Origin of the sequence: Luteibacter sp. Sphag1AF (assembly GCF_014192715.1) — a bacterium.
Lineage (GTDB): Bacteria > Pseudomonadota > Gammaproteobacteria > Xanthomonadales > Rhodanobacteraceae > Luteibacter.
This window is the reverse complement of the sequence record NZ_JACHYH010000006.1, coordinates 87,491-112,141: the sequence shown is the minus strand read 5'-3', so window position 1 is coordinate 112,141 and position 24,651 is coordinate 87,491. Positions and strand designations below refer to the sequence as shown.

Sequence of the window (24,651 nt, the reverse complement as noted above, 5' to 3'; positions counted from 1 at the left end):
CTGCGGCGGATCAGAAGTCCAGTTCCTGCGCGGCACACAGATAGTCGATCATGGGCGCCACGCGTTTGAATGTGGCGACGATGTGGGGCATCAGTTCGCTTGAGCACGCCAGCGATTCGTCGAAGCCCTGGCCGGCCGCGAAGTTCTTGCGCTTCAGGTCGTCGATCAGTTCATGGGCCGGATCGAATCCACGCGGCGGCCGGGTGAGGCTTTCACCCCAGAAGTCGAAGTGTTCGGTGAATGCCTTGCTGCGCGTGGCGCGCTTCCACGATTCGGGATTGTCGGCCAGGAACGCGCGGATGTTCTTCAGTGATGCCGGTTCCGGATGCCACATGCCGCCGCCGGCGAAGCAGTCGCCCGGCTGGATGTGCATGTAGAACGCCGGCGCCTGAATTTCCAGATGACGTGCGTGAAAGAAGCGCGCGCCGGACCAGCCCTTGTAAGGCGTCTTGTCGTTGGCAAAGCGCGTATCGCGATGAATGCGGAATAGCGATCCGCCCACCTTGCGCGGGTCAGCACGGTAGTGTTCGCTGATCTTCGCCAGCGGATGTTGCAGGTCGGTGATGAAGCTCAGGAACGGGTCGCGGACGTGACGCTCGTAGTCGTCCTTGTGCGCATGGAACCATTCACGGCTGTTGTTCTTGGCCAGCGCTTTGAGGAAGCGAAACGTGGCGGGCGAGAAATAGGCTTCAGACATGGTGATCGCGGTCAGGGTCGGAGGAGTTCGTGTCCCCAGGCTTCCAGTTGATCGAGGAAAGCCTGGCGGGCGTCGGGAGCGGTGCGCAAGGTGGCCAGCTCGGCGAAATAATCTTCCAGTGTCAGCGTGGTCAGCACACTGCGGCGGGTGAGGCGATCAACGCGGAAGGCTTCCCAGCGCGCGGCTTCGTCAGTGTTGAGGGTTTCCGGCCAGTTTCGCGCACGATAGCGGAACAGCAGCTCCGGGTAGCGCGTGTCGCGGAACGGGAAGTTTCTCGTGCCCAGTTCCTCCGGAGGCGTAGCGCGAACGTCGGCAAGAAGGCGACGGTCGGCATCCGGAAGGAATGCGCCGTAGAGCCCGAGTTCCGCGTCGTCTGCCGGGGGCAGGGCGGAGGCCTGTCCATAAACACGGCGCATTTTTTCGGCAAGATCCGGCGCACCGAGCAATGCTTCCCGGTGCGCGTGCACGCGGGCGAGGTCGAGGCCGAGCCGCGCATGATCCACATCCTTCAACACCGACAGGGGGGCAAGCGCCGGCACATGGTTGGCGCGCACGGTGCGCAATGCGATGCGTTCGACGCCTTCGGGCAGGTCGGCCCGCGACGTGAACACCCGGTCGGCGATAGCGCTGTCCGGCAGGGCCAGCAGGTCCGTGGGATCGACGGTGAGGTCGTAAACGATGATCTCGCCCGCGCGGGACGGATGGGCGCAGATCGGCGCAATCACGGTAAGGCACTGCCGGCTTGCCGGATAGCGCGACGATACGTGAACGACCGGCGTCATGTTGGCCACGTCCAGCAACTCGAACACCCGCTGCTTGCGGCGCAGGGCGAAGTACCAGTCCCACAGCTTCGGCTGGCGCACGCGGATGAGGCGGGCGAGGGCGATCAGTGCCTCCACGTCGGACAGCGCATCGTGCGCGCGTTCCTGTTTCAGTCCGTTGGCTGTGGCCAGGTGCTCCAGCTTGAAACTGGGCGTGCCGTCATCGCGCAGCGGCCACTGGATGCCTTCCGGACGCAGCGCCTGGCACATGCGCACCAGGTCGATCAGGTCCCAGCGCGAATTGCCGTTTTCCCACTCCCGTCCGTACGGATCGTAGAAATTGCGATACAGGAGATGGCGGGTGAACTCGTCGTCGAAACGCAGCGAGTTGTAGCCCACGACGCAGGTGCCCGGGGTCGCCATCTGCTCATGCACGGCGGCGGCAAAGGCGGCTTCGTTGAGGCCTTCGCGCTCGGCCAGCTGCGGCTCGATGCCTGTAATGAGGCAGGCCACCGGCTGCGGGGGCATGTCCCGGGGCGGCTTGCAGTAAATCATGACCGGTTCGCCCACGATCTCCAGATCAGCCGTCGTGCGGATGGCGGCGAACTGGGAGGGGCGGTCGCGGCGCGGATCGGCGCCGAAGGTCTCGTAGTCGTGCCAGAGGAAAGTTGGTTGAGCCATGAACGAATGATCGCATGGTCGACCTCCCTTGCACGGGCCGACCCGTTAAACTGCGCGCACCCGGAGGACAGCATGACATCACCACACGAAGACAACCTGATCTGGATCGACCTGGAAATGACGGGGCTCGATACGGACAACGACTCGATTCTCGAGATCGCCACCATCGTTACCGACAAGCACCTGAACGTGCTGGCGGAAGGTCCGGTGTTTGCCATTGCCCACGACGAGGCCCGCCTCCAGGGCATGGACGCCTGGAACCGCAATCAGCACACCCGTTCCGGACTGTGGGGTCAGGTGGTGGACTCGACCGCCACGCATGCGGAAGCCGAAGAGGCCACCATCGCTTTCCTGCGCGAGTGGGTGCCGGCCGGCAAGTCGCCGATGAGCGGCAACTCCATCTGCCAGGACCGTCGCTTCCTCCACCGGCAGATGCCGCGGCTGGAGCGCTACTTCCACTATCGCAACCTCGATGTATCCACGCTCAAGGAGCTGTCGCGGCGCTGGTCGCCCGATATCGGGCGCGGTTTTGCGAAGGACTCGGCGCATACGGCGCTGTCAGACATCCGCGATTCCATCGACGAGCTGCGTTATTACCGTCGTTTCATGGGCGCCCTGGGCGGCCAGCAGCCGGTGGCATAAGGACAGCAACGCATGAGCATGGATCCCTTTGCCACCGTACTGGACTGCGCCGGGCGCGCACTGGTATTTGATCGCGCCCGTGTAGCGGGCATCGTGAACGTGACGCCGGATTCATTCTCCGATGGTGGCCGTCATCACACCACCGATGCTGCTTTTGAGCATGCGCTGCGGCTGGTGGAAGAGGGAGCCGACATGCTCGATATCGGCGGCGAATCCACGCGCCCGGGTTCCGCCGACGTGCCTGTCGAGGAAGAAATCCGTCGCGTCGTGCCGCTGATCCAGCGACTGGCGGCGGCAACCACGGTGCCGATTTCCATCGACACCTCCAAGCCGGAGGTCATGCGCGCGGCGGTGGCGGCCGGCGCGGGCATGATCAACGACGTGTACGCCCTGCGGCGCGAAGGCGCCCTGGATGCAGCGGCCGAGCTTGGCGTTGCGGTTTGCCTCATGCACATGCAGGGCGAGCCGCGCTCCATGCAGGACGACCCACAGTACGACGACGTGGTGGGCGAGGTTCATCGGTTTCTCACCGACCGGCTGTTTTCCTGCGAGCTGGCGGGCATTCCCCGCAAAAAAGTGCTGGTGGACCCGGGCTTCGGATTCGGCAAATCGCTGGAACACAATCTGGAGCTTCTGCGTGCCATGGAGCGCTTTGCCCAGCTGGGCGCGGGTGCGTACGTGGGGCTGTCGCGCAAGTCCATGATCGGTGCTATCACGGGCAAGACCCAGCCGCTGGATCGTGCGGCAGGCTCGGCAGCGGCGGCCGTGATTGCCGTGCAGCGCGGCGCGATGCTGGTGCGCGTGCACGACGTGGCCGCCACGGTGGATGCACTGGCCGTCTGGCAGGCTGTCAAAGCGGGTGATCGCGTCAAACGTGACGAACGTCCCGCCATGCCCCGCTGGCCGGACGACGAATAAACCGGCGTAGCCGCTATGCTTGTGGGTCGGCAGCAACGTGAGGGATCGACATGAGCCAACGTAAATATTTCGGCACGGACGGCATTCGCGGGCAGGTGGGGCAGTCACCCATCAGTGCGGACTTCATCCTGAGGCTCGGCCGGGCGCTGGGCGCCGTGCTGGCCCGCCAGCGTGGCCGCCGCGTCACCGTCGTGATCGGCAAGGACACCCGGGTGTCCGGCTACATGTTCGAGTCCGCCCTGGAAGCCGGCCTTGTGGCGGCGGGCGCCGACGTGCGCCTGTTGGGCCCCATGCCCACTCCCGCCGTGGCTTTCCTGACCCGCTCGCTGCGTGCGGATGCAGGCATTGTCATCAGCGCCTCGCACAACCCGCATTATGACAACGGCATCAAGTTCTTCTCGGCGCAGGGCGAAAAGCTCTCCGACGAACTTGAGGCCGCCATCGAAGCCGAGGTGGACGCGCCGTTTGAAACCGTGTCCTCCGAAACCCTCGGCAAGGCCACGCGCGTCAACGATGCCGTTGCCCGTTACGCTGAATTCTGCAAGGCCACGGTCCCGCAGGAATTCAGCCTGCGCGGCATGAAGCTGGTGCTCGATTGCGCGCATGGCGCAACCTATCAGGTAGCACCGAAGGTCTTTTCAGAGCTGGGTGCCGAGGTACATTCCATCGGTGCCGAGCCCGATGGCCTGAACATCAATCTGGGGGTGGGCTCCACCCATCCGGAGGCGCTGGCCAAAGCGGTGGTCGAGCGCGGAGCCGATCTGGGCATCGCGTTTGATGGTGATGGCGACCGCGTGCGGCTGGTGGATCGCGACGGCACGGTCACCGACGGTGACGACATGATCTACGTGCTGGCCCGCAACTGGTCTGCCCGTGGTCTGCTGCGTGGGCCGGTGGTCGGCACGCTGATGAGCAACTACGGCATACAGCGTGCGCTGCGCGAGATGGGCATCGCCCTGATCCGCGCCAACGTGGGCGACCGTTTCGTCCTTCAGCAGCTCAAGGAACATGGCGGCATCCTGGGTGGCGAGACCTCCGGGCATATCCTCTGCCTGGATCGCTTCACCACCGGCGACGGCATCGTGGCGGCGTTGGCGGTGCTGGAAGCCCTGGTCCATTCGGGCGAAACATTCGGTCAGGCCCGTGCCGGCCTGACGAAGCTGCCACAGACCATGCTCAACGTCCGTATCGAAGGCGCCGCCCGCCAGGTGCTGGAAACCGGCACGGTGCGCAACGCCCTGGCCGAGGTGGAAACCCAGCTCGAAGGCCGGGGCCGCGTGGTGCTGCGGGCGTCAGGCACAGAGCCGCTGGTCCGGGTCACCATCGAGGCCGCCGATGCCGATGAAGTGAATGAATTGGCCACACGGCTGGCAGAAGCCGTAAAATCGGCGGCCAGAGCCATCGCCTGATTTCCTATCCCGACACCGCTTCGGGAACCAGGCGTGTACTCGTTCCGCAGGTCGCCCATGAAAAAGGTCCCCACGCTCGACATCCGCCGTTACGACACCGACCGCGACGCCTTCGTCGCGGAACTGGGTGCCGCGTATCGTGAATTTGGCTTCTGCTGCATCAGCGGCCACGGCATTCCCAAGGAACACATCGACGGCGCCTATGACGCCTTCGTGCGTTTCTTCGCGCTGCCGACCGACACCAAGATGAAATACCACGTGCCCGGTGGCGGTGGTGCGCGCGGCTATACGCCGTTCAAGGTCGAAACGGCGAAAGACAGCGAGCATCCTGACCTGAAGGAGTTCTGGCACATCGGTCGGGAGATTCCGCGCGACTCGAAGTTCGCCGACGTGATGGCGCCCAACGTGTGGCCCGCCGAAGTGCCCGACTTCCGGGAATTCGGTTACGGCCTCTACGAGGCGCTGGACCAGCTGGGCACCCGCGTCCTGCGTGCGCTGGCGCTGCACATCGGTGAGCCGGAACACTTCTTCGACGACAAGACCGATGTCGGCAACTCCATTCTCCGTCCCATCCACTACCCGCCGCTGACCCAGGAGAACATCCCCAACGTCCGCGCTGGCGCGCATGAAGACATCAACTTCATCACGCTGCTGGTGGGTGCGAGTGCCGAAGGCCTTGAAGTGCTGACTCGCGAGGGCGACTGGCTGCCCATCACCACCGAAGGCGATGCCATCGTGGTGAACATTGGCGACATGCTGCAGCGCCTGACCAACCATGTGTACCCGTCGACCACCCATCGGGTAACCAACCCGCAGAACGACAATGCGCGCAAACCGCGCTACTCGGTGCCGTTCTTCCTGCATCCGAACCCGGATGTCGTGCTGGACGTGCTTCCGTCATGCGTGTCGGCGGAAAACCCCAGCCGTTACCCGGAAGCCATCACGGCGCACGAGTACCTGCTTCAGCGTCTGCGCGAGATCAAACTGATCTGACGACGCCCGCTTGCCACGATGACGCCTGTCATCGTGGCAAGCACATCCTGTTAGCAGCATTTTTACCCGCTGACGGACAGCATCGCTTGTCCCGGCCTTCCTTGGGACTTTCCCCATGAATACTGTCGCGCGTCGCCCTGCAAAATCCCGCACCGTATCCTCCCGCGCCGCCCAGCGGGCCCGTCGCATGCGCACTGTGCGTGCGCGCGGACGTCGCTGAGCACGTTTTTCAGTCGGGGTCCACGATGCCGTGGGCCTCGCTGGCTCCCAGTTGTTCCACGGCTGGTGGCGCCGGATTGCGGTGGAGCAGGGGGTGGATGAAGACCGCGCCCAGGATCACCGCCACGCCGGCATAGAACTTCCAGCCCAGATCGTGTTGTTCGCCCAGCAGCGGAATGGCCAGCACGATGGCGTAGATCGGTTCGAGGTTGGTGACCATCTGCGTGCCGAAGGCGGTCATGTGGCGAAGCGCTACCAGTGCCAGGGCGAACGGCAGGAGCGTGCAGCCGAAGGCCAGAATCAGGATCAGCCCCGTGTCGTGCCAGCCTGGCAGGACGAAGGCTGGCGCTCCGAAGCTCAGCAGCGGCGCCAGCAGCGTGAGAAACAAGGTGCCCGTGCCCAACTCCACGCAGGTGACCGTCAGTGGATCGGCATGGTCGACGAGGCGCTTGTTGAGCGCGCCGAACAACGCCACCAGAATGGCCGAGAGAACACCCACGGCCATGCCCAGGTACATCGTGGCTGGCACACCGCCCGCTACCAGCGCGACCCCCGGCACGACAGCCACCCCCAGCAGCAGTTCACGTGGCTCGAAGCGGCGTCCGGCGATCCACGGTTCTACCACCGACAGGAATACCGGTCCCAGCGCGATGCAGGTGGCAGCCACGGAGGCGTTCGCCAGCTTGATGGCCGCGTAGAAGGTCAGCCAATGCAACGACACCAGCACGCCGATGCCGGCGTAACCCAGCAGCAGGCGGCGCGGCAGCGCCCTGAGACCTCGCCACACGGACGGCACCAGCAGCAAGGCAACCACCACCATCAACATGCGCCACCACACCAGCGGCAGTGCGGGCAGCGTGATCAGCTTGCCGAGGATGGCGGTGAAGCCCCACAGAAGCACACAGAAGTGAATCTGCAAACGGGCTCGGGTGACGGGTTGCATGGGGAAGCGCGCGCGAGGAGATGGCGTGAAGTGTAGCGGCTATGGGTGTGGGGGAAGTTGCTGCGGGCGCCGCCTTGCAGGCTTTGGCAGGCACCCGTTGGCGGCAGGCTCCTGCGACGACTATTTAGTCGGGGGCTTGCGCGGGACGCCCGGCGCCACGGATGGGTTCCTGCGTAGTTCTTCCAGCAGCGGGCGACATGTGTTGTCGTCGTTCTTCCCGCTGGTCGGGACAACCAGGGCCGCAAGCGCCGCAGCAGGGGCTGCGAACACCGCGAGCGCCACGGCACCACCACCACGAAGAATCAGCGGTCCCGGCTGCACGCCCACAGACGGGTTCTTCAGCGTGCCTTTGACATACAGCGGCGAGCGCAGGGAGAACACGCGGAAGCCCTTCGTATGCGGTTTGACGTCGAGGTCCAGCTTCTCCGTCTTGAAGTCGACCGTGCCTTCAACATTGATGAGGGCGTCGGTTGTGTCGAACGCGAACAGGCGCGTCTGCACGAGGCCGTTGGTGGCATCCAGATCGGCGGCGGCGCAATTGATCTTCACCGTCTTGTCGCCAAACAGCTTGCCGATGACGATGTTGCCGACGTTGAGTCCGGCTGTTTCAAGCAGCGTCTTGCTGATGGCGCCATCGTTCACCAGCAGCTTGATTTCGCCATTGCTGCTGCCGAGCAGGGCGGAGACCGAGTTGCCGGTCGAGGACAGTGCTGCGTCACCATTCACCTCGCCGAAGCTCGTCTTCATCGGCTCGAATCCCGGGAAAAGCTGCTTGAGCTGAAGATGGCGCGCGCCCAGGTTGATGCGCCCCTTCATGGGCGTGGTCGAGCCATCCAGCTTGATGTTGCTGCCGACGGTGCCACCGGCAACGCCGAAATCGAGCGGGTCCAGCGTCAGCACGCCGTCCTTCATGATGAGATGGGTCGACAGCTTGTCGATAGGCAGTTTGTCGCCGTGACTGATGCGTGCGCCGGTGAACTGCACATCTGCATCCATCGCGCGCCAGCGCTCCGTGCGGAACGGCTCGACAGGCAGCGCCTTGTCGGTCGGCTGCGTAGTGCCGTCGCCACGCTGCTTCTTCTCGGCGTTGGAATCCGCGCCAATCAAGGGCGCCAGATCGCTGAACTGGAGCACGTTGGACTTCAGCACACCCACCAGACTCGGGCGCGGGCCGCCAGCGTTGTATGTGAGCGAGCCGCCGAGATCACTTCCGCCCACCCGTCCGGTGAAGTCCTCGTACTTGTAGACGCTGGCGTCTTTCTTCAGCGACGCGATCAAATGACCTTCGGTGGCGAACGGCGGCGTATCCGGCAGCGTTACACCCGTCAGTGCATACAGGTTGGCCATGCTCTGGCCAGAGAACCACAGGCGCACGTCCAGCGCGCCCAGATTCACCGGGTCGGTCAGCGTGCCCACCAGTGCGATATGGGTCTGCCCAACGCGAACGTCTGCCTGGACGGGGAAGGGGCGATTCGCATCGCGCAGCGCGAGCACGCCGCCGGTATGACCCTTCCCCGTGACCGCAGCGCCCTTGTAAGAGCCTTTCGCTGCCCACGCGAACGCATAGGTCTGCTTCTGTTTCGTGGAGTCGGCGCGGTCTTTTTCGTCCGCGCCGCTGCGGCTCATCGCCTTTGCCGAGGCGCCGGTGGTTTTGCCTGCCTGGTCGCGCGAATCTTTTTCCTGCGCCGCCATGATGTCGGCGAACGGAATGGCCTTGTCCAGTGGCGTGATATCGACACCAAGGTCTACTTTGCTTGCGGCATCGGCCAGATCAATGTGGCCCTTGTCAAAGCCGATGGCGTTGAGCTCCAGCGCCCATTCCGACGGGCCGGCACTCTCCGGCAGCTTGAATGTCCAGTTGTCGCGACCGTCGCTGACGCGTTCCAGATCAATGCGCGGTGCGCGCAATTGCACGTCGGGAATGACGATGCGCTTGCCGATCAGCGGTAACGGGGAAAGCCGGAATTCCAGCGCGTCCAGCGTGGCGAACTGCCGGCTTTTGGTCCAGTCCGGATTGGCGACGGAAATGTCCCGGGCGACGAAGTGCGGCCAGGGCATGAGGCTGCGGAAGCCGGTTTCCGTGGGTTCGCGCGACCAGTGCGCGCTCAGGTCACCGTTGATGGCGAAGGGGCGGCCAATGGCTTCGGACACCTTTTCATTGATGGTGGGCTTCAGCCGGTTCCAGTCGAAAAACGCGACGATGAGAATCACGATCACGATAAGGGCAAGCAGGACGCCAACCACCCATGCCAGTATCTTGCTGCCGCGCCTCATCATCATGCTGCCTCCGTCCCTAAACTCCGAGGGACAGAGGTAGCGTGATTGCCGACAAAATTATGTGTTCAGGCGACGATTCACCTGAAGACCCGTTCACTCATCGTTTGGGTCGGCTTTCCAGTAACCCGTCGCCTTGACCCAATCCTTGTCGATGCCTCGCTCTTCCACCAGGTACTGCCGCAGCGCGCGGGCACGCTTCGATTCGGTGGCCACCCACCAGAACGTGTCGCCCGGAGGCGACAGCTCGCGCAGCGCGTTTTCCACGGACTGCGAGGGTTGATCGCCGTGAATCCAGCGAACGTCGATGCGTGGCGAGGTGGTGAGCGCCTGTTTTTCACCCGTGGCCGTGATATCGGCGATGACGATGGCATGGGCCGTGGCAGGCAGTTCTTCCAGCCAGCGCCCAATGGCCGGCAGGGCGGTTTCGTCGCCCACCATCACATAGGTGTCGAAGTCCGCCGCGATCAGCAGGGAGCCGCGCGGCCCACCGACGCCCAGCAGATCGCCGGGTTGCGCTTTTTCGGCCCATGTGGACGCCGGGCCTTCGCCGTGCAGCACGAAGTCGATATCCAGCTCACCCGCAGCGGCGTCGAAACGGCGCGGCGTGTAATCCCGTGCAGGTGATGGATGCACGCCTTCCGGGTACACGGGACCCTCGGGGGTGAATGCCGGCGGATTCAGCGAGCCATCGGCCACCGGGAAAAACAGCTTCACGTGATCGTCCGGCGAGGCCGAAGTGAACCCTGCCAGATCGCGGCCTTCGAGGGTGATGCGACGCATGTGCGGGGTCAGGTCGACGACGCGTTTCACCGTGAGGCGGCGAAGTGTCAGGGTGTGGCGGACCCGCTGCGATGCGTGGCGTGTGATGGATGCCTCAGCCATGGTTGCGCTCCGCGATGGCGCGTGCCGTGGCATCCAGCAGCGCAATGACGCGGCGGGCTTCGGCTTCGTCCCAACTGCGATGGTGACTGATGAGCTGATGCTTCAGCGCGTGCATCGCTTCCTTGACGGATGCGGGCACTGAAAGGCGGTTCATCGAGCGTGCCATGACTTGCAGGCGCTCCGTCAGCGCATCGAGCGTGTCGCGGTTCTCGGCAAGGAAGGCCTTGCCTGATTCGGTAATGGCGTAAAGCTTCTTGCCGCCGGTTTCTGCTTCGACACGGGCGTAGCCCAGTTCTTCGAGCATGGTGAGGGTGGGGTAGATGGCGCCGGGGCTCGGGCTGTACTGACCGTCGAACATTTCCTCGATGGTGCGGATCAGCTCGTAACCGTGGCGGGGCTGCTCCTCGATCAACGCCAGAAGCAACAGGCGAAGATCGCCGTGGCCGAACATGCGGCCGCCGAAGCGTCCACCGCCCCGGCCACCGCGCATCCCGTCGCGTTCATCGAACCCGAACGGCGCGCCGCCGCCGAAGCGCCCACCCCGGCCGATGGCACGAAATGCCTCAAGGCGATCGCGGAAACCCTGGTGATCCCTGAAAAAACGATGCATGGCAGACTCCGATATATCGTACGTAGTGATCGCACGATATATCGTAAGAGCGTATCGCGCAACTGTATCGTCAGCGATTACCAGACACGGTAGACCTGCCCGGTCTGCGGGCCTTCGACGCTGCGTTGGTACGCGAGGGCGACCCGAGCCGCGGGCGCAGGCTCAAAACCGGGAAAGTAGGGGGCGTAAACGTCCATGGACTCGGTTACGACCGTGGGGCTGACCACGTTGATGCGCAGGCCACGGGGCAGTTCGATGGCCGCACCGCGGGCAAAGCCTTCCACGGCGGAGTTCACGGCCGTGGCATTGGCGCCATAGCGGATGGGCTCGTTGGCAACAATGCCGCTGGTCAGCGTGATGGAGCCCCCGTCTTCCAGGTAGTGCTGGCCTACCAGCGCCAGGCGGACCTGGCCGAGCAGTTTGTCCTGCAGGCCGATGTTGAACTGCTCGGCCGTCATCTCGGTGAGTGGGCCGAAGTGCATCGAGCCCGTGGCGCTGACGATGGCGTCCACACGGCCGATGGCCTTGAACAGCGCTTCAACGCTGGCCTGGCTCGTGATGTCGACCTGATGCTGGCCACGGCTGCGGCCGACAGGAATGATCTGGTGACTTGCCGAAAGCTGGGCGTCAATGGCCCGGCCGAGCGTGCCTGTGGCGCCAATAAGGACAATTTTCATTTGCAGACTCCGTGAGTGAGGAGCGAAGTGTTGATGTGCTTATGGGTTCATAAAAGAGCAAAATGCTTCCATCACTCCTAACTCAGGGTTAGTAATGGACAAGCTGCGCTGTATGGAGGCCTTCGTGGCGGCGGTCGACCGGGGCAGCTTCAGCGCGGCAGCGGAGGCGCTTGGCGTGTCCTCGGTGATGGTCGGCAAGCAGGTCCGTCAGCTGGAAGATCACTTGGGCACACGGCTGCTCCAGCGTAATACGCGTCGTCAGAGCCTGACCGAGAGCGGTACGCACTTCTACGACAGTTGCCGCAAAGTGCTGGAGCAACTGCAATGGGCCGAAGCGTCCGTGGAAGGTCTTCGGCAGGAGCCGCGTGGCAGCATTCGCATAAGTGCGTCGGTAACTTACGGCAGCTGCATCGTGGCGCCGCTGATCTGTGGCTATCTGGACCGGTATCCGGAAGTGCGCGTGGAGCTGATCCTCAGCAATAGCCGGGTCGGCCTCATCGAAGACAACTTCGACCTCGCCCTGCGCATGGGCCGCATTGATTCTCCCGATCTGGTTGCCCGGCCTGTGCAGCCGTATCGCATGAGCATCTGCGCGTCGCCAGCGTACCTTGCCCGCTACGGCGTGCCTCAGACACCCGCCGACCTGGCCCGGCACTCCTGCCTTGCGCACACTGCATGGCGCGGCGGCCATGGCTGGCGCCTGAAAGATCACGCAGAGGATGACTGGGCGGCCGATGCCCGCTTCACGTCCAACGACGGACACGCGCTGCGCGCGGCCGCCGTGGCCGGTGCTGGCCTGGTCATGCAGCCGGAAGTGCTGCTCGCCGAAGACGTGCACGCCGGGCGCCTGATTCCCGTGCTGGAATCTTTTCTTCCCGCACCGCGACCGTTGCACGTGGTTTATCTCGCAGATCGTCGTCCGCGTCCCAAGCTCATGAGCCTGGTCAATTACCTGCTGGAGCAGCTTGCATGACCGATGACGACATTCGCCATTACCTCGAAGGCCGCCTGATGGTCGAAGTTGAGCCGCACGAAGTGCGCATGAGTCACTGGGTGTACGCGCCCCGCGTGACCGACGTGCACCGCGGCGTGTTGCTGATCGACCTGATCGGCAGTCCCTGGGACCTCATGCACGTGGAAGAAAGTGACGGTGGCATTGAACTCACGATGCGGAAGTACCCCGGCGATTGCGACGATCTGAAACTGCGCATCACGGTGGAACCGCCCGGGCTTTACGTCAACGGGCGGGTGGTTGAGGCGGGAGCGCTTTCGTCGTTGCTTGAGTCGCTGTGAACGTTGACGTGCGCGAGCACGATCTGTGTGCGTTGCCTATGCGGCTGACGTGCGCCGGTCGTTCAAGCGCAGGGCTTCTGGTCAGGTGATCGAGCCGGTGGCGCCTTGGGAGTTGCTGCGACTTTCACTGCGGCGATGTCCACGGCGGGAAGCAGGCGCTTCCTGAAACGGCGCTGCTTGTAATAGCGGATCTTGCTGCACTTCACCGGATGCGGCAGACCTTCGTACATGAAGATTTCCTTGTTCGGACCCAGCGCCTTCAGCTCCTGCGGAAGTAGCAGGGCGCGCTTCTCATCCCCCACGCTGCGGGAGACATCGCGTCGCTTGTGGCCACGGGTGACCTGTTCGCGCTTCACGGTCTGGTAGCCGAGCATGTCCGAATATTCCACCGCGTCCTGTTGCTCGCGCGGCGCAAAGATGATCTGCAGCGCATGATTGGTGATGATGGTTCGCGCATTCTCGTGTCCGTAAACGGCGTTGAGCTGCGACATGCTCTGAATGACAGGAACAAGACGCAGGTTGTATCCGGCGATATAGGCAATGGCTGAACTGATGATTTCGACTTTTCCGATAGCGGTGAATTCGTCCATCAGAAGCATGCATTGGTACTTCAGATCCGAATCGTTTTGAGGAAGTGTCCTGGTGTTCTCCTGGATCAACTGACTGAAGAACAGGTTCACGATCAGGCGGCTCTCTGCCAGCTTGTTCGGTTGGATGCCGATGTAGATGGTCATCTTCTGTTTGCGCACGTCACGAAGATCAAAATCGTTGCAGCTGGTGGCAGCATCCAGGGTGGGGTTGATCCAGGCGTTCAGCGGTTCCTGGAACGAGCCCATGATCGAACTGAACGTTTCCTTCTCCTGAGACAGCAGGTTGGCAAATGCGCTCCGTGCGTTCGCGCTCAAACCAGGGGTGAGTGACATGCGCTGAAAGTGGTTCTTGAGATCGCTTCCATTACCTGATGACAGCCGGTAGACAGCGCCAAGGGTGGGTGCCACGCATGCGCCGGGGCTGACTCCGTCGTCGACACCCTTCGCCCGCGTTTCAAAGAGCCACAGAGTGAACGCCATGAAAGCGTTGCGCGCATGGCTGACCCAGAACTTCTGATCTGCCGAGGCATCCGGATACAGCGCAGCGGCGATGCTCATGAGTGCGGCGATACGTTCATCATGACCCTCGGGCACGAGACCAAGGGGATTCCACCGATGAGTCTTGCCGTCTTCCGCAAAGGGATTGAACAGATAGACCTTCTGCCCCTGACTCGCCCGCCATCCACTCGTCAGCTGGAAGTTTTCCTGCTTGATGTCGAGCACAACGATGGACTCGCCGTACTCAAGGAGGTTGGGCACGACCACACTCACGCCCTTGCCCGAGCGCGTGGGCGCCGCGAGGATGACGAACTGCTGGCCATCCAGCCGAACGAGGCGTCCTCCCTTTTTCCCCACGATGATTCCCCGCCTCGACGACCGGAACATGCCCGCGAGCCACAATTCAAGGTACGTGGCGAAACGTGCATCGCCGTGCGAGCTTTTGGGTGCGGAGCGGAGAAGGCGCTTGAGCAGTGGGACGACGATGAGGCCAGTCAGGATGAACGACACTGTGCCGGCAAAGATGATTTGCCAGAAATGCTCCTGGAGTGGTGCGTATCCATTGGGGATACTTGAGACGTATCCCATGTACCGGAAGACTAGGAACGGCTCGGCTCCCTTTCCCAACATGAGTACGAGCAGATAGCTGGCTATAGATTTCGCAGCGAAATATCCTGCGATGAGAAGAAGCACTGCAACCGCCCCTTTTTTTAAATTCATGATTCCATCCGTATTGCCTGAAAGTGTTGGAGTGGTGTGCTTAACGGCTGATCGACATGGCAGGCGCGTTTCTTTCGTGGGTCATGCGCTGGTCGATGGTCTGTTGCAGTTGTCGTTCATTGGTCTGCATCTGCTCCATGGCGTCGGGCCAGAGGCGGCTGCTTTCCTGGATCGACTGGTGCTGGGCCTGGATGGCATCCACCAGGGCAAACTCGCGCCATGCATCGGGAATGACGTCCTGTGCGGCGACGATCTTCGTGCCGTCTTCATTCAGGCTGACCGCATCAATGCGGTCCATGCCGTGCTGGCGGGCGGACACCGTCAATGCCGCGGCCACGTTGCGACTGCGCTGGTCAGGGGTGCGCCCGAGGCTGGCATCGAGTAGGTGCACTCCCGCCAGGGCCTGCTCGTAGAGGGCGTGATCCGGGTGGCGCTTGTCATCAAGCAGAACGGTGGCGGAAGCGGGCGGGGCGGTTATGGCGGCGCGTGGGGCGCCGTACCAGATGCCCTCGGTGCCGGGAGCCGCCAGGGCATCGCCGATGGCGTGCATGCCGACCGTGGCCGCTTCGCCGATGACGCGAGCCCCCCGTTCCATCCTCATGCTGATCGAAGCGGCCGCGTCGCCGACCGCGTCAAGGCCGCGATGCACCTTTGCACTGATCTCATCTGCTGCGCGTGAGGCCGCGTCCTGCAGGTGGCGTGCCTCCGTCCCGATACGATCGGTGACCTGATCCATGGTGCGCCGGGCGGCAGTTTCGGCGGTATGCAGTGTCTCGATGACCCGGGTAGCGCCTTCGTCGACGGCGCGCGTCGTGCGGTCTATCTGGTAGCCGGTCCACTGTTCGGCGCGTTCCATGGTCTGAAGACCGTAGGCAATGCCCAGCGAGGCGGTATGCGTGGCGGTGGACAGTCCCTTGCCGAGCGACGCGGCCGTGTGCTTCTCCATCGCATCCAGGGTCTGCCGGGCAGCGCTGAAGTCCCCGCGCAGGGCTTGACCGGCTGCGTCCTGAGCCATCTGCATGGCGGTTTCCGCCTTGTGAGCGAGCTGCCAGGGAAGCGACACGGTATTGCCGCGCAGGGAATGCACATCTCGCCGGAACATGCCGATGGCATGGGAATGCTCAATGGCCCGCCTGGCGTTGGCCTCGGTCATATCCGACGCCTGAACGGGCCCCGTCGGGATGGTCGCGTCTCTGTCCGGCGGCGCAAAGTTGTCGATACTGTGGGCCGCGATACTGATCGGCGTGAGCGCGTTGCGAATGGTGTGATCCGTGGTCTCGTCGTGGTAACCGCCGTTCGCAAGCTTGGCAATATCGGTCTCGGTAGCGTAGATGCGTACCTCACCAAAATGGTGGCTGGCGGCACTGACCACATCGGTCGCCCGCACATGGTTGATGACCTGACTGCCACCCACCGGTATGTCATGGTCCAGGTTGACAGCACCAAACGCGTTGAAGGTCTCACCGCGCAAGCCAAATTCATAGGCCGTGATCTGGGCAAGCGTGCCGCCGAGGGAGTGACCGGTGACGGTGACGCGGCTGCGATCCAGTGGTGTGGATCCATTTGCAGGCGAAGCACTTTCCGCGTCATGTCGAAGCACGTGGTTGGTGAAAGCGCGCGCTTCGTTCAGTTGGTCGTTCCAGCCGATCAGCACCATGCCAGCATCTGTCAGCGCATCTGGAAACACCGAGGGGAAGGATGTTTCCGTGCCACGATGAGCAATGACGATCTCCTTCGTGATGGTATTAACGTAGGCTCTTCCCTGGTAGCCGGTAAAGCGCGACGACGTCTCCAGCATTAACTTATATATTTCCCCTTTAAATTCGACGTCTTTTTCTTCCCGGGAAGGATCGGTATTTTTATATGCCGCACTGCTCAGTCGCGCGTAAGTTAACGAGTGTGTTGTCATTGACTAGCATCCCTGCCGTTGAGGTGGATTTGAAATAATTCGGACAAAGTGGAGGATTCAAAGGCCTTTGGGGTGTGATATCCATGAAACGGGATTGGGTGTGAAGTTGGGTTGTACCAATTTCGATGAAAGTACGACGTTTGCTGGGATTCCTTGTGATCCTTTCTCGTTCTAACGGACGCGGTGAATGAGACGCCTCGTGAACTTATTTTTGTCGACATGAACTGGAGTATCCATTTACATACCCCCAAACCAAAGTAGTCCTCATCCATGAACTCATCGACGAACGCATACCCTCGATACTTGCCATCCATTCCCTTAGAAAGCGGTATGTTGACGAATTTCGTAGCGGGCGGAATGCGCATTGGATTCAAGGGGCCGCCCCTGACGGGGATGCACGACAGATCAACAATCTCGAACTGCCCGGATGCGGTAACTCTGTCTTCGGGGTAGGGCATGTCGTGAAGGTCAATGGTGATTTCATACGGATGACTGGGGTGTGGGTTGTGTCGGACGTTTGCCTCGGGCTCATAGGTATAGGCGAGAAATGCGGCGATGAAGATGCACGAGCCTATGAATTGGCGTCGCCGGGTGGCGCGAATCTTGTCGCGCCAGGGTTCTGTTTGGGTTGGACGCATGAAGGCACGCTCTGTTGTTCACAGGATTTCAAACGCGGGCCCAGCAGTCGCGACGCTGATCGACGTGACTCGCGGTTTCGTCGTGCTAATCGCCCTGCGCAAGCGCCGTAATATCTTCTCCGCTTCGGAAGAGACAGCACGTTTGTAAGTCGCATTTCTCAGTCGTGCAAAAGTAAATGTACTCGTTGTCATTGACTAGCGTCCCTACCGTCTAGGTGTATCTGAAATAAATCGGACAAAGTGGCGTTTTCAAAAGCCTCTGGGGTGTGATATCCGAGAATCGTGTTTGGCGCGGAAGTTGGGTCGAACAATTTGCGATGAAAATACGTCGTTTGATGAGATTCCTTGTGGCTCGGTTTCGTCTTAACGGACGCGGAGAACGAGATGCCTCGTGAACTTATTCTTGTCGCCATGAACGGCATCGTCCACTTGCATACCCCCAGGCCAAAGTAGTCCTCATCCATGAACTCATCGAAGAACGCATAGCCTCGATACTTTCCGTCCGTCCCTTTCGTAAGCGGTATGTCCACAAATTTTGTGGCAGGAGGAATACGCATCGGATTCCATAGACGACCCCTGACAGGGATGCACGACAGATCAATAATGTCGAACTGCGCCTCCGCGATGACACTGTCTTCGGGGTAGGTCATGTCGTGAAGGTCAATGGTGATTTCATACGGCTGACTGGGATGTGGGTTGTGTCGGACGTTTGCCTCGGGCTCATAGGCATAGGCGAGCAATGCGGCAATGAAGATGCACGAGCCTATGAGTTGGCGTCGCCGGGTGGCGCGAATCTTGTCGCGCCAAGGTTCTGTTTGGGTTGGACGCATGAGGGAACGCTCTGTTGTTCAGAGGCTTTCAGAAGATGGTCCAGCAGCCGCGAAGGCGGAAGTACGCCGAGCCCGCGACGAGCTTTACATCTTCAACATCGCCGTCGTTCTTCAGGTCGACTTTCTTGATGGCTGTGTAGAGGTATTCGTCTAACCCCCTGTGTGACTGGTAGTGAGTTACCGAGCTGACTCCATCGGTGCTGTACGCAAAAGGCACCGAGGCGGTGAAGGCTTTCACGAAGGAGTGATTCATCAGGAGGTAGTAGGTTCCTGGCTTCAGTTCATCGAACTTGAAGTACCCGTCTTTGTCCGTTCTGGTTTCAATACGGAGGCGCTCCGCATCTGGAGAGAGTGACGGGATCGGATCACCTTCCTTTCTCTCTTTGAACATCTTCGCCCATGCTTCAAAGTGCGGCGATGTCGGGTAGAGGTAGATGGGTCCCTTTTTGTTGATCTGGGTCATGGACACGGTTCCAGTGCACGCGCGGCCTTTGATCGTGGATTTGCCCTTTTCGAGGGCACGCTCGGCGTCCGTCTCCGAAAACGTCTGCGTGGGGAAGCGATACTCACGCTCGCCCCGGAGCCTCGCTAGCGCTTTCGCTGTCCTTACCTTCGCTTCTGCTTCCTGCTCGATTACGGCAGGAGTCACGCGATAGGACGCGTCCCGCCTCGCCGGCGCAGGCGCAGCGTCCGGCTCGACAGCGGCAGTCGGCGGGGTGGTCTGCTGGATGGTCGGTTGAATGGAAGACAGGTAAGCAGACCACTTCTGAACGTCAGCATCGGTGGGCATGCCGCGAAACAGGATCTGTGCAATCAGGCTTCCTGACTCTTCTTTCCGGTACCTGACAAGGCGCGTCATGTATGTGCCTGGCATCTCCGCCCTTATGCAGAATTGCAACCAGAGTTCGGTGGTTTCGGTAGCTTCCGTCACATTCTTTCGTGAGTACGATTTGCAGTCCTTTACCCAGGTCTTCTCCATGAAGTTGGCCATGGAGTTGGCACGATCAATCGCATTGGGCGGAGGAAATGCGGCAATGAAGCCCGCAATCGCCTCTTTGTCGGCGGGTTCGCTTACTGGGTAGAAGATCGCGATGCCGCCGTAAGGAACCGTGTCGGTCGTGGTGCTGAAGCCTTCGGGTACGGGTATCGCCCCGTGAACGCCTTCCGCGGAAATGCTTTGGATCGCTGCACGAGCGATGGGAGGCATCAAGGCGAGGCCTAGAAGCGCGGCCGCAGCCACGTGCGAAATAATTGCCTTCATTTTCCTGTGTCCGTTCATGTGCGTGTCTTGATCGTGTCGGTGTGTGGATGGCTTTGTAGTGGTGTGGCAGCCCGTGCGGTTTGCTCGTTGGCGAATGGCGCCGGTGCGTACGTCTGGCTGGATGCAGCGTTTGCCGCGCCACCGGTCGGTTGCTGCTGGCTTTGGGGAGGGGTTCCGAACATGTTGTGTGTAGCGAAGTGGCCTGCCGTGCCCTGAAAGAACATGGCCGCCATGGGGGGTACGGACACGATGAGGACGGACATCAGCAGTCCGACGCCACCTTGCTGAAGAGACAGGCTCGACAAGCCTTCTGCGGCGCTTCCGATGAGCAGGTCGTTGACGAAGCTGGAAGCCCACATGGCCACGGCAACCTTGTACGACAGCTTCATGGCGATGGCGCAGACGACATTCAGTGCCGCCATGGAGAAGAGCGTTCCAATGCCGTAGAGGAGCCATCGTCGGAACAGGTCTTTTGACTGGTCGAAGATGAGGCAAAGGATGAAGAGGGGCCCCAGCCCAATAAAGAAGGCCAGGGTGAATTGATAGAGCATCTGCATGGCGGCGGCTGCCATCGGCGGGCTCGCCGTCCCCACGCCTGCGTAGAACATGGCGGCCGCCTTTCGATCGCGCGTGTCGTTATCACCATCCACGACTTCCACAGCGTCAATGGCAGTCAGGGCGACCTGTGTGTATGCAAGATTTCTGTCAATGGCATGCGCGGTGTCCTCGTATTCGCCTGTGAAAAGGTGGTTGATCTCCTTGCCCATGTCGACCGTAAAGAACGTATGAATCCTCCCGCCAAAGAGCGCCATGGAACTCGCGGCACTGACAATCAGCGTTATCCGCGCCATGCGGTTGATGACCAGGGTGATGGATTCGCGATACTGCCCCGTGATCAGGCGGTAGCCGGTAACAAACACCCAGATGGTCACCAGCGACAGAGCAACGCCGCTCGCCAGTTTCATGGACCGAGCCATCATGTGAAGGCCGGTGGTCGCGATCTCCTTGTTGAGGTACTTGTAGATCAGGCCGAAGAAGATGAAGTCGGGAATATTGGACGGATCGACAAGCGACAGAAGCCGCAGGGGCGCCGACGACACAGCGGAGGGAACTAGCGTTTCCATGGATTGCCCGGTATGCGAGGAAATGAGGGGTGGGGCTGATCAGAGGCGTAGCGCAGCCGCCAGCGTCGCAGCCTGGACAAGTTTTCCTCCAAGCTTCTCGACGTCTCCTTTGAAGGCACGCCGCGAAAGCACCGATTGGTGCGTTTTCAGGGACGCGATCACCGTGTCGTACGCTTTGATCTGCTGCTCGGCGTGTGTGATTTGCGCCTGAAGTCGTGCTGCGAAACGTTGCGCTTCGTTTGTGTTGGCGGCCAGCTTGCCTTCGCTGGTGCCAACCTTGGCGCGTTGAGCATCAATTTTCGCGCGGAAGGTGTTGTGGCTCTCCACGAGTTGGTCGAGCAGTTCCACCGTAATGTTGTACTGCTGATTTTCCGCGTGAACGATGGTGGCGCAGAGCTCTCGCTGCTCTTCCCGGAGATTGCCGGTCAGCTTTGGAAAATCGCGATTGAGTAAGCCTGAAAGCAGTCCCTTGTTCGCTCCCGGGCATCGCTCTTCGAGGCTGAAGTCGATGTCGCGCGGCTTGAATTCGCTCTTGGCCTCGATGTCCTTGAATTCAATGGGGCCGAAGCCAACAAGCTGTTGGGCGTAATGCGAGGCGGTGGCTTGCCAATTGATCGCCATGTCGAGATAGAACTTTTTGGTTTCTATCCAGCGCATGGCTTCTGTTGACCATATCTGTGCTTGCTTCCCCCATTGCACCGCTTCTTTTGCCCACTGGACCGTGCTGGCCGTAAGGCCCGGTACGTCAATGACCGCCAGCTGTGCGTGGGTGGGGTCGGGAACGAAAGCGATGGTCAGGCACAGAGCACACAGCGTTCGGCGCAGGGACAAACGAAAGTGGGAGGTCTTGATGGTCATGTCGAATTCCATATCGGGGGTGGACGCTGATCAGCGGGTCTTGCCGCTGCCTTTCCGGCGGTCGTAGAACATCTGGAGCCACTGCGCAGGCACGAGGTCGTCGGCAGGGATGCCATGCGTGGCAGCGGATTCGGCCATCACGGTGTGCATGATTTCGATGTTGTCCGTGGATGCGGAGATCACCGCCAGCTCATCGTCGAGGCCGCGCAGGTTGAGCTGGCACACCGACGATGCGTGGCCTTGCTTGACGAGGAAGCAACGGGATCGCTCGTCGAGGCTCTTGACCACGGCATACTCCGATTCGGTGAGTTTCAGACCGTCGACGTAGTCGCTCTTGCTTGCGTTGGGATTGGGCAGGAGGATCATCGTTGCCGTCTGTTCGATCAGCGACGAGGCGATGTCGCTCGCCAGCGCGTCTTCAGGGCTTTGGGTGGCGAAGATGCCGAGACCGTTCTGCTTTCGGATGGTTTTCTGTTTGTTGCGGGCGAAGTCCTTCAGGCCGCCGTCGCCGTCGAGGATTTTCCAGAATTCGTCCATCACGTAGATCAGGCGACGACCGTCAATAAGCGATTCCAGCCGGTGGAGCAGGTAGGTGATGACGGGCGTGCGGACTTCGGGGTTGTCGATGATGTGCGTGTAGTCGAAGCCGATGATCCGGGCACGGGTCAGGTCGATGGTGTCTTTCGGGTTGTCGAAGACCCAGCCGAGCGCACCGCCTTTGATCCACTTGCGCATGCGCACGTACAGACCGTCATCGCCCATGTTGGGCAGGCTCTTCTGGAAACTGCCCATGCTGCGAAGATGGGCGGGCGTGTCGAGCATGCTTTCCACCGCACGGAAGATGTCTTCGTCTTCGCGGGGCGTGTATTCGGCTTTGCCGGCGAGTTGCCTGATCAGGCCGCAGAGGAACTGGAGGTTTTCTTCCGTTCGCTCGCATTGAAATGGGTTGAAGCCGGTGGGGTGGCCGTTTTCAAGCGCCAGATAATTGCCCCCGCAGGCGCGAACGAAGATTTCGGCTCCGCGGTCCTTGTCGAAGAAAAAGATGGTCGGGCAGGGGTCCAGCTTCTGGACCTGGCTCAGCAGGAAGTTGATGAGTGCTGTTTTGCCGGTACCGGATTTGCCGATGACCAGGGTGTTGGCAATGGCCTTCTCGCCGAGTGAGTTCTCGCCCGGCGCGGTCGCGTGGAAGTTGAAGTGGTAAGGCTGGCCATTGGTCGTTTGCAGGGTGGTGACGCAGTTGTCCCATGGGTTGCCCTGACGCTTGCCCGTGGCGAAGTTGTGCAGGGGTGACAGGCCAAGAAAGTTCAGTGAACTGAGATTGGCCAGCCGCGTGCGGTATTTCCAGTTGCCCGGAAATTGCGAGTAGAACGCCGAGGTGACGGCGAGATCCTCTTTTACCGACACAAAGCCCGCATTGGAGAGCTCGGCCCGGGCGGCTGCCAGGTGGGTTTGCAGCAGCTCCCGGGTAGCCGCGTACACGGCCATGGTGAAGTGGTACTCGCCGAGAACGAAGTTGCCCGACGCCAGCTGATCCATGGCGTGATCGAGTTCGATGATCTGGCTGACGGCCTTGTCGCCGGACGAGATCATCATGCCTTTGGTGCGATCCAGCGCCTTCAGGGCATCCTGGCGCCCCATGGGTGTGAACGAATGGGTGATGACGTACTCGAAGTCCAGATACTTCAGGGTGTTGAGCACGCCGGGGAAGGTGCCGTCGGCGAATTCCTTGATGTTCAGGATGGCGCCGAAATGGTTTATGCCATCGGGTGTGCTGAGGACGAAGTCGCCCGCCCTGGCCGCGAAGCGATGGCGGCTGACCGGCAGATAGTCCCGCACGGAGGCGCGCAGAACGGGAACGGGTTCGTCGATCCGGTTGAGCAGGTAACCGAAGAGTTCAAGGGTTTCGGAGAAGATGAGGCCGTGGGTGGCCTCGTACATGCCCAGCCGCTCGGGTGCGTAGTCGGCCAGCACAGCTTCAAGGTTGCTGGCCAGATCATGGATGGTGGTGATGGCGTGCTTTTGCTCGGCAGCCAGCGTGTCGATGTCCGATGTCCGTGCCATGAAGCGCTTTCCGCTAACCACTGGCCGGTAAAGCATCGTCAGATACAGTTCGTTCTCCATCAGCTTATGGGTGCTGAGGGCGTCGTAATAGGCATCTGAAAGCTGCTGGTTGAAGGCGTCTGTGAATTTGCTGGCGTCCTTCATGTTGCGGACGCGCCGGATGTCGTGAGTCCAGAAGGCCACGTTGGTGAAGTCCGGCGCGCGCAAGGTTTGAAGCATGCGATTGAAGGTGTCGTGCCGGTGCTGAAGGTCCCACTCCTCCCTGCCCACAAAGGGCAGGCCGGCCAGGCGCCACACCATGAGGTAATCGCCACCTGTCGTTTTGACGACCGTGGGAGAAACATGCGTGGAGAACGGCAGAAACTCGTCGATGCCCTGATCGGGTGTGAACATGTGCGATGCCATGAAGTAGGAAAGGTGGCGAGGTGTAGCTATCAGCTCACGCGGCGCGAGGTGTCGCGATAAGCGTTGGGCGTGAACGCCCAGATACCCCCGTGCGCGGCGATGTTTCGCGTACGCAAGCGAAATTGCAGGCGCAGGCCGAGCAGCCGGAAGATCATTTCGTCGCGGCGCGCCATCTGCCGCATGACGAAAATCGTTGGCGGAATGCCGATGAGAAACAGCATGTTCAGATACATCGCGGCGATGAGCCAGAATCCCGCGCCGATGAAGAACGGCATCTGTGGGACACCAAGAAACATGGCCGGCCGCGTGCAGCCGCGGAAGAGAGTGTCCTTACGCATAGAGGCCTGCCGCTTGCATCACCAGCGCAGTGCAGGACGTTTGCCCGGTGTCGCCGACGATCATGCTGGCGACCTGCGTCGCTGCGCCGACCAGCACGCCCCCGATCAGAATGGGGGCGACATCACCCACGCGTTTGTGCGCGAAGGCGATCTGATAGCCCGAGAAGACGATGGCTACCGTGACCACGGCGATGGACGCCATGTTCAAAAGGCCGTTGATGCTCTTGAAGAAGCCGCACACTTTGGTATCCGCGCCCGCGAATTCCTGAGCCAGCAGCGGGTCGGAAAACGTTGTGACTGCAAGAAGCAGGAGAGCAGTGCAGAGGATTCGGCTGAGGTCGAGGCCGGGTTCAACGGGCGGGTGGGGCATGCGGTTGGCGTCCATGTCGGAGTCCTTGGTGAGAAATCAGGTTGCAG

The 24,651-nt window shown here is 61.3% G+C and carries 23 protein-coding genes; 6 read left to right on the top strand and 17 right to left on the bottom strand.

Annotated features, from left to right (window positions below; genetic code table 11):
• Positions 1–10: 10 nt before the first annotated feature.
• Both FHW69_RS14755 and sbcB read right to left on the bottom strand, forming a co-directional pair.
• On the bottom strand, positions 11–697 hold the full coding sequence (locus tag FHW69_RS14755; protein ID WP_183423854.1) for a DUF2461 domain-containing protein: 687 nt from the start codon (positions 695–697) through the stop codon (positions 11–13).
• Positions 698–708: 11 nt separating this feature from the next.
• Positions 709–2,139 (bottom strand): exodeoxyribonuclease I, encoded by a 1,431-nt coding sequence (gene sbcB, locus FHW69_RS14750; RefSeq protein WP_183423853.1) that lies wholly within the window; start codon positions 2,137–2,139, stop codon positions 709–711.
• A gap of 72 nt (positions 2,140–2,211) precedes the next feature.
• Here sbcB and orn point away from each other — a divergent pair, with 72 nt between their 5' ends.
• From orn to FHW69_RS14730, 4 genes are read left to right on the top strand one after another with little or no spacing between them, the layout of a single operon-like run.
• Positions 2,212–2,781 (top strand): oligoribonuclease, encoded by a 570-nt coding sequence (orn, locus tag FHW69_RS14745; RefSeq protein WP_183423852.1) that lies wholly within the window; start codon positions 2,212–2,214, stop codon positions 2,779–2,781.
• A 12-nt stretch (positions 2,782–2,793) separates the two neighbouring features.
• Positions 2,794–3,699, top strand: coding sequence for a dihydropteroate synthase (folP, locus tag FHW69_RS14740; protein ID WP_183423851.1), 906 nt, complete (start codon positions 2,794–2,796; stop codon positions 3,697–3,699).
• Positions 3,700–3,749: 50 nt separating this feature from the next.
• Positions 3,750–5,108 (top strand): phosphoglucosamine mutase, encoded by a 1,359-nt coding sequence (gene glmM / locus FHW69_RS14735; protein WP_183423850.1) that lies wholly within the window; start codon positions 3,750–3,752, stop codon positions 5,106–5,108.
• A 57-nt stretch (positions 5,109–5,165) separates the two neighbouring features.
• Entirely contained in the window at positions 5,166–6,101 is a 936-nt protein-coding gene (locus FHW69_RS14730) for an isopenicillin N synthase family oxygenase (protein WP_183423849.1), read from the top strand.
• Between the two features lie 229 nt (positions 6,102–6,330).
• Here the strand turns inward: FHW69_RS14730 and FHW69_RS14725 are convergent, their stop codons facing one another.
• The 5 genes from FHW69_RS14725 to FHW69_RS14705 all read right to left on the bottom strand — a co-directional run bounded on the left by FHW69_RS14725 (position 6,331) and on the right by FHW69_RS14705 (position 11,709).
• Positions 6,331–7,263, bottom strand: a complete 933-nt coding sequence (locus FHW69_RS14725) for a DMT family transporter (protein WP_183423848.1) — start codon at positions 7,261–7,263, stop codon at positions 6,331–6,333.
• Between the two features lie 120 nt (positions 7,264–7,383).
• The gene (locus tag FHW69_RS14720) at positions 7,384–9,543 is read right to left on the bottom strand and encodes an AsmA family protein (RefSeq protein ID WP_343204032.1); all 2,160 of its coding nucleotides are present in this window, start codon (positions 9,541–9,543) and stop codon (positions 7,384–7,386) included.
• Positions 9,544–9,633: 90 nt separating this feature from the next.
• Positions 9,634–10,422 (bottom strand): siderophore-interacting protein, encoded by a 789-nt coding sequence (locus FHW69_RS14715; protein ID WP_183423847.1) that lies wholly within the window; start codon positions 10,420–10,422, stop codon positions 9,634–9,636.
• Complete coding sequence (locus tag FHW69_RS14710) at positions 10,415–11,032, bottom strand: PadR family transcriptional regulator (protein WP_183423846.1); 618 nt, start codon at positions 11,030–11,032, stop codon at positions 10,415–10,417. The genes FHW69_RS14715 and FHW69_RS14710 overlap by 8 nt, the downstream gene beginning before the upstream one ends.
• Positions 11,033–11,109: 77 nt before the next feature.
• Positions 11,110–11,709 carry a short chain dehydrogenase gene (locus FHW69_RS14705; RefSeq protein ID WP_183423845.1) on the bottom strand — a complete coding sequence of 200 codons (600 nt, stop codon included), beginning with the start codon at positions 11,707–11,709 and terminating at the stop codon, positions 11,110–11,112.
• A 94-nt stretch (positions 11,710–11,803) separates the two neighbouring features.
• Here FHW69_RS14705 and FHW69_RS14700 point away from each other — a divergent pair, with 94 nt between their 5' ends.
• Both FHW69_RS14700 and FHW69_RS14695 read left to right on the top strand, forming a co-directional pair.
• Positions 11,804–12,682: a LysR family transcriptional regulator gene (locus FHW69_RS14700; RefSeq protein WP_183423844.1), complete on the top strand. Its 879-nt coding sequence runs from the start codon at positions 11,804–11,806 to the stop codon at positions 12,680–12,682.
• A complete protein-coding gene (locus FHW69_RS14695; RefSeq protein ID WP_183423843.1) occupies positions 12,679–13,002 on the top strand; it encodes a hypothetical protein in 324 nt (107 codons plus the stop codon). The genes FHW69_RS14700 and FHW69_RS14695 overlap by 4 nt, the downstream gene beginning before the upstream one ends.
• Before the next feature lie 62 nt (positions 13,003–13,064).
• On the opposite strand, the gene FHW69_RS14690 is transcribed toward FHW69_RS14695, so the two are convergent.
• The 10 genes from FHW69_RS14690 to FHW69_RS14645 form a co-directional block, all read right to left on the bottom strand.
• Entirely contained in the window at positions 13,065–14,813 is a 1,749-nt protein-coding gene (locus tag FHW69_RS14690) for a type IV secretory system conjugative DNA transfer family protein (RefSeq protein WP_343204036.1), read from the bottom strand.
• A gap of 37 nt (positions 14,814–14,850) precedes the next feature.
• Entirely contained in the window at positions 14,851–16,608 is a 1,758-nt protein-coding gene (locus tag FHW69_RS14685) for an XVIPCD domain-containing protein (RefSeq protein ID WP_183423841.1), read from the bottom strand.
• Positions 16,609–16,715: 107 nt separating this feature from the next.
• Positions 16,716–17,357: a hypothetical protein gene (locus FHW69_RS14680; protein ID WP_183423840.1), complete on the bottom strand. Its 642-nt coding sequence runs from the start codon at positions 17,355–17,357 to the stop codon at positions 16,716–16,718.
• Between the two features lie 188 nt (positions 17,358–17,545).
• The gene (locus FHW69_RS14675) at positions 17,546–18,187 is read right to left on the bottom strand and encodes a hypothetical protein (protein WP_183423839.1); all 642 of its coding nucleotides are present in this window, start codon (positions 18,185–18,187) and stop codon (positions 17,546–17,548) included.
• Positions 18,188–18,215: 28 nt separating this feature from the next.
• On the bottom strand, positions 18,216–19,448 hold the full coding sequence (locus tag FHW69_RS14670) for a carboxypeptidase-like regulatory domain-containing protein (protein WP_183423838.1): 1,233 nt from the start codon (positions 19,446–19,448) through the stop codon (positions 18,216–18,218).
• A 14-nt stretch (positions 19,449–19,462) separates the two neighbouring features.
• Positions 19,463–20,548: a type IV secretion system protein gene (locus FHW69_RS14665; protein WP_183423837.1), complete on the bottom strand. Its 1,086-nt coding sequence runs from the start codon at positions 20,546–20,548 to the stop codon at positions 19,463–19,465.
• A gap of 63 nt (positions 20,549–20,611) precedes the next feature.
• A complete protein-coding gene (locus tag FHW69_RS14660) occupies positions 20,612–21,430 on the bottom strand; it encodes a hypothetical protein (protein WP_183423836.1) in 819 nt (272 codons plus the stop codon).
• 30 nt (positions 21,431–21,460) lie between these two features.
• Positions 21,461–23,884 (bottom strand): VirB4 family type IV secretion/conjugal transfer ATPase, encoded by a 2,424-nt coding sequence (locus FHW69_RS14655; protein ID WP_183423835.1) that lies wholly within the window; start codon positions 23,882–23,884, stop codon positions 21,461–21,463.
• 41 nt (positions 23,885–23,925) lie between these two features.
• Positions 23,926–24,234: a VirB3 family type IV secretion system protein gene (locus FHW69_RS14650; RefSeq protein ID WP_183423834.1), complete on the bottom strand. Its 309-nt coding sequence runs from the start codon at positions 24,232–24,234 to the stop codon at positions 23,926–23,928.
• The gene (locus tag FHW69_RS14645; protein WP_255494827.1) at positions 24,227–24,619 is read right to left on the bottom strand and encodes a TrbC/VirB2 family protein; all 393 of its coding nucleotides are present in this window, start codon (positions 24,617–24,619) and stop codon (positions 24,227–24,229) included. Before FHW69_RS14645 ends, FHW69_RS14650 begins: the two co-directional genes overlap by 8 nt.
• Between the last annotated feature and the right edge of the window lie 32 nt (positions 24,620–24,651).

Bases quoted from the DNA above. Each gene is read 5' to 3' on its own strand.
- FHW69_RS14755 (WP_183423854.1), bottom strand. From the start codon at position 697: ATGTCTGAAGCCTATTTCTCGCCCGCCACGTTTCGCTTCCTCAAAGCG.
- sbcB (WP_183423853.1), bottom strand. From the start codon at position 2,139: ATGGCTCAACCAACTTTCCTCTGGCACGACTACGAGACCTTCGGCGCC.
- orn (WP_183423852.1), top strand. From the start codon at position 2,212: ATGACATCACCACACGAAGACAACCTGATCTGGATCGACCTGGAAATG.
- folP (WP_183423851.1), top strand. From the start codon at position 2,794: ATGAGCATGGATCCCTTTGCCACCGTACTGGACTGCGCCGGGCGCGCA.
- glmM (WP_183423850.1), top strand. From the start codon at position 3,750: ATGAGCCAACGTAAATATTTCGGCACGGACGGCATTCGCGGGCAGGTG.
- FHW69_RS14730 (WP_183423849.1), top strand. From the start codon at position 5,166: ATGAAAAAGGTCCCCACGCTCGACATCCGCCGTTACGACACCGACCGC.
- FHW69_RS14725 (WP_183423848.1), bottom strand. From the start codon at position 7,263: ATGCAACCCGTCACCCGAGCCCGTTTGCAGATTCACTTCTGTGTGCTT.
- FHW69_RS14720 (WP_343204032.1), bottom strand. From the start codon at position 9,543: ATGATGATGAGGCGCGGCAGCAAGATACTGGCATGGGTGGTTGGCGTC.
- FHW69_RS14715 (WP_183423847.1), bottom strand. From the start codon at position 10,422: ATGGCTGAGGCATCCATCACACGCCACGCATCGCAGCGGGTCCGCCAC.
- FHW69_RS14710 (WP_183423846.1), bottom strand. From the start codon at position 11,032: ATGCATCGTTTTTTCAGGGATCACCAGGGTTTCCGCGATCGCCTTGAG.
- FHW69_RS14705 (WP_183423845.1), bottom strand. From the start codon at position 11,709: ATGAAAATTGTCCTTATTGGCGCCACAGGCACGCTCGGCCGGGCCATT.
- FHW69_RS14700 (WP_183423844.1), top strand. From the start codon at position 11,804: ATGGACAAGCTGCGCTGTATGGAGGCCTTCGTGGCGGCGGTCGACCGG.
- FHW69_RS14695 (WP_183423843.1), top strand. From the start codon at position 12,679: ATGACCGATGACGACATTCGCCATTACCTCGAAGGCCGCCTGATGGTC.
- FHW69_RS14685 (WP_183423841.1), bottom strand. From the start codon at position 16,608: ATGCTGGAGACGTCGTCGCGCTTTACCGGCTACCAGGGAAGAGCCTAC.
- FHW69_RS14680 (WP_183423840.1), bottom strand. From the start codon at position 17,357: ATGCGTCCAACCCAAACAGAACCCTGGCGCGACAAGATTCGCGCCACC.
- FHW69_RS14675 (WP_183423839.1), bottom strand. From the start codon at position 18,187: ATGCGTCCAACCCAAACAGAACCTTGGCGCGACAAGATTCGCGCCACC.
- FHW69_RS14670 (WP_183423838.1), bottom strand. From the start codon at position 19,448: ATGAAGGCAATTATTTCGCACGTGGCTGCGGCCGCGCTTCTAGGCCTC.
- FHW69_RS14660 (WP_183423836.1), bottom strand. From the start codon at position 21,430: ATGACCATCAAGACCTCCCACTTTCGTTTGTCCCTGCGCCGAACGCTG.
- FHW69_RS14655 (WP_183423835.1), bottom strand. From the start codon at position 23,884: ATGTTCACACCCGATCAGGGCATCGACGAGTTTCTGCCGTTCTCCACG.
- FHW69_RS14650 (WP_183423834.1), bottom strand. From the start codon at position 24,234: ATGCGTAAGGACACTCTCTTCCGCGGCTGCACGCGGCCGGCCATGTTT.
- FHW69_RS14645 (WP_255494827.1), bottom strand. From the start codon at position 24,619: ATGGACGCCAACCGCATGCCCCACCCGCCCGTTGAACCCGGCCTCGAC.